This is a genomic window from Pseudoalteromonas sp. TB51 (assembly GCF_000498055.1).
Taxonomy (GTDB): Bacteria; Pseudomonadota; Gammaproteobacteria; order Enterobacterales; family Alteromonadaceae; genus Pseudoalteromonas; species Pseudoalteromonas atlantica.
In genome coordinates this window covers 1-3754 of the sequence record NZ_AUTO01000203.1, presented here as the reverse complement: position 1 = coordinate 3754, position 3754 = coordinate 1, and the positions used below count along the sequence as shown (strand labels likewise).

Below are 3754 nucleotides of genomic sequence, written 5' to 3'. Positions count from 1 at the left end.
TGAATCGCCCCGTGTTTGCCAGAGACTCAATAACTTGAGAAACTGGAACTATGAAAAAATCAAATCGCTATACATCAGAATTTCGTGAACGTGCAATTAGGCTTGTTACCACACAACAGCATGAATACCCTTCTCTTTGGGCTGCGCTAGTATCGATTTCAGATAAACTGGGATGTACCCCAGAAACACTTAGAGCATGGGTCAAGAAATCTCAAGCTCAACCGTCTAAACCCTCTTCTAATACGCAATCAACTGAAGAACGCCTTGCCGTCTTAGAGCGCGAGAATAAAGAGCTCAAGCGAACGAATGATATCCTGAGGCAAGCTGCCGCTTTTTTCGCCCAAGCGGAGCTCGACCGCAAACAGAAGTAATAGTGGATTTTATTGATGCTTGCAGAGAGCATTACGGTGTCGAGTCAATTTGCAAGGAATTGCCGATTGCACCATCAACGTATTATTCTCATAAACAGATACAAAGAGAGCCTGAGCGACTGTCTAACCGCAAAAAGCGTGATGCTGAGCTGATAATACTCATTCGCGAAGTGTGGGAGGATAATATGTCAGTTTATGGTGCAAGAAAAATATGGAAGCAGCTACAGCTTGACGACCATCAAGTCGCCCGCTGTACAGTCGAACGATTGATGCGAGTTATGGGAATTCAAGGTGTTCGTCGGGGTAAAGCACATAAGACAACGATACCTGACGAGCAACAAGATAAGCCACTTGATTTAGTTAATCGTCAATTTACTGCTGAGCAGCCAAATCAACTTTGGGTAGCTGACATCACCTATGTTGCCACATGGAGTGGGTTTGTTTATGTCGCTTTCGTGATAGATGTTTTTTCACGATACATTGTAGGTTGGCGTGTATCAACGACAATGCACACAGAGCTTATTCTTGATGCGTTAGAGCAAGCTATTTGGCATCGTGGCAACCCCGAAGGGTTAATTCACCACAGCGACAGAGGCAGCCAATATTTGTCTATACGATACACTGAGCGACTTGCTGAAGCTGGAATTCAAGCGTCTGTAGGCAGTGTGGGTGACTCTTATGACAATGCATTGGCTGAAACAATAAATGGATTATTTAAAACAGAGATTATTCGCAGAAATGGCCCGTGGAAGAATGTTGATGCTGTTGAATACGCAACGTTAGAGTGGGTCAATTGGTTTAATAATCAACGCTTATTATCTTCAATTGGGTATATTTCACCAGCTCAATATGAAACAGACTACTATGATAATTTAAACGAGTCAGGTAAAGTGGCCTGACTTAAACAAACTGGTCTCCGATGAACTCGGGGCGATTCACAAAGCATAGAGAACCAAACTGGAATAATAAATCCTGACCTTTGTGGGCCTTTAAGGTTGTTAACTTTAGCGCTTTTATCAACATTAAATATGGCAATATGTTCTTTGTCACCTTTCTTGATTGGAAAGTATCTAGCTTCACCGTCAACAAAATTAAGTGCGGGAAGTCCATCGAGTGTGTCACCTACTTCATTCTCTCTTGTATCTTTAACGACAATTTTCTTGTTTGAAAACCTATTTTTGCGAGCCATATCTTCTATCACTTTGTCTTATTCAGAATAACTAATATTGAATTATTAGCATTTTCTACGTTATAGAATTATAGCAAAGCAATGAGCTAAAAGAACTGACGACAAGCCTTTAACCTATTGAAATGGTTAAATATAACTTTAATTAAGCTAGTTTATCAGCATGTTAGGATGTATAAATTTTTTAATCTAATGCTGAAATAACAACATTTAAATTGTTGAAGCGATAAAAATTTTTCTACTTGCATAAGGCTCTACTAGCATTAATTATTGGTTAGATAAATCCGATGATATGGTCGGTTTGGACTTCTCAGCTTTCACTAGACAGTAATTACTCTTTATTTGATAAAGTAACAAAGGTGGGGTTAATTAAATTGATGTCATCGAATACTAGCGATATAGCGAATTTTTCTAACTTTATTGAAAAACCGCTGGAGGGTCAGAGCAATATTTGTTGCTCAACCAGCACATCAATGAATTTATGGAAATCGACGGAAATACGCCACCTTGCATTGATCAACATTCGTTAAGCAACATAAATCCGAAAAACCTTAACTTATAAGTGTATATAGAAAAAACTCATGTAATGCGTATTTTGAAATCACCGCCTGAAATACTGCTTTATAAAACGCCATCTCAAAGCTACTTTAGAATTTAAGTATCACCGAGCGCTTATGGATTTTACACTTTCTTATACAACTAACAAAAAATCACATTATTAAATATCTATTATCTCTATACTTATTTAGAACAGTTATTAATTTATAACATTCTAAAATATTTTAATAACGAAGAATTTGAAGCCAAAACATACGACTCTTTTTTAGCAAATTGGGAAACCGCCCGTTTAAAAAATAGAATGTCGTTGCTTGCGCTTAATTCAGGCCAAGCGTTAATAATTGCAAGCGCTATTACAGCGCTAATGTGGTTAGGTGCCAAAGAAGTGGTAACGGGCGCTCTAACAATTGGCGAACTTGTAATGATAAACGCCTACATGATCCAATTATTTTTACCGCTTAACTTTTTAGGATTTGTTTATCGAGAAATAAGACGCGCCCTAACTGATTTAGAAAACATGCTGGGCTTACTTAATAAAAAACCACAGGTAACGCAGCGCCTCCATGCTCAACACCTTTGTGTTAGCAAAGGCAATATAGCCTTTAATAATGTGAGTTTTAGTTACGATGCCAACCGCCCTATTCTTAGTAATATTAGTTTTAAAGTTAAAGCAGGTAGTAAGGTTGCCGTTGTAGGTGCAAGTGGTGCAGGTAAAAGCTCGTTGGCGCGGTTACTTTATCGCTTTTACGATATTAGCGCGGGCAGTATAACCATAGATAACCAAGCTATAGACTCCGTCACCCTCGATAGCCTGCGTAAAGCCATTGCTATAGTGCCACAAGACACCGTGCTATTTAACACCAGCATACGCGAAAACATTGCCTATGGCAGACCCACAGCAAGCGATAGTGAAATAGATAAAGCAATAGAAATGGCCCATTTAAAAGACTTTATTTCAACTTTAGCGCAAGGCGATAAAACGTTAGTGGGCGAGCGCGGTTTAAAAGTATCTGGCGGCGAAAAACAACGTATTGCAATTGCACGCGCAATTTTAAAGCAATCTCCTATTTTAATTTTTGATGAGGCGACCTCGGCGCTCGACTCGCACGCTGAGCAAGCCATTTTAAAGGCAATGCGCGATGTAACTCAAAACCACACCAGTATTGTGATTGCGCACCGGCTATCAACTATAGTTGATGCCGATAACATATTAGTATTTAAAAAGGGCGAACTGGTTGAGCAAGGCACACATTCAGCTCTTTTATTACAAAATGGTCAATACGCTCAAATGTGGCAATTACAACAGCAAGATGATTAATTAACGCCATTTACTGGCGATACTGCGGCTTTACCTTTAGAATACGGCCTTGCAATTTTATTCAATAATTTACATATATTAAGGCGAAACGCAGATGGGAAGAGCTTACCAAAACAAAAAAGATTCAATGGCTAAAACTGCGGGTGCTAAAACTAAAGTTTATTCTAAGTACGGTAAAGAAATTTACATATGCGCTAAAAATGGTGGCGTAGATCCAGATGGTAACCTTGCGCTGCGCCGTTTAATCGAGCGCGCTAAAAAAGACCAGGTACCCGCACACGTTATTGAGCGCGCAATAGACAAAGCCAAAGGCGGCGGCGG

Annotated in this window: 2 protein-coding genes, 2 pseudogenes and 1 other annotated feature; of the genes and pseudogenes, 3 read left to right on the top strand and 1 reads right to left on the bottom strand. The window is 39.5% G+C overall.

The genetic code is table 11. From position 1 onward, the window contains the following. Positions 1–50 precede the first annotated feature (50 nt). Positions 51–1270 (top strand): IS3 family transposase gene (locus L650_RS0110795; protein ID WP_223230517.1). Its coding sequence is split into 2 segments (ribosomal slippage): positions 51–339 and positions 339–1270, totalling 1221 coding nucleotides; the frame shifts between segments, so codons are not numbered across the junction. Beyond that, positions 329–445, top strand: a sequence feature (AL1L pseudoknot). Its footprint overlaps the gene before it by 117 nt. Here the strand turns inward: L650_RS0110795 and L650_RS0110790 are convergent. Beyond that, positions 1234–1560, bottom strand: coding sequence for a hypothetical protein (locus L650_RS0110790; RefSeq protein ID WP_029773122.1), 327 nt, complete (start codon positions 1558–1560; stop codon positions 1234–1236). The genes L650_RS0110795 and L650_RS0110790 overlap by 37 nt on opposite strands. A gap of 742 nt (positions 1561–2302) precedes the next feature. On the opposite strand from L650_RS0110790, the pseudogene L650_RS0110785 reads away from it, so the two are divergent. Both L650_RS0110785 and L650_RS0110780 read left to right on the top strand, forming a co-directional pair. After that, a pseudogene (locus L650_RS0110785) lies at positions 2303–3433 on the top strand (ATP-binding cassette domain-containing protein); the annotation flags it as partial. A 94-nt stretch (positions 3434–3527) separates the two neighbouring features. Next, positions 3528–3754, top strand: a pseudogene (locus L650_RS0110780) (YebC/PmpR family DNA-binding transcriptional regulator); the annotation flags it as partial.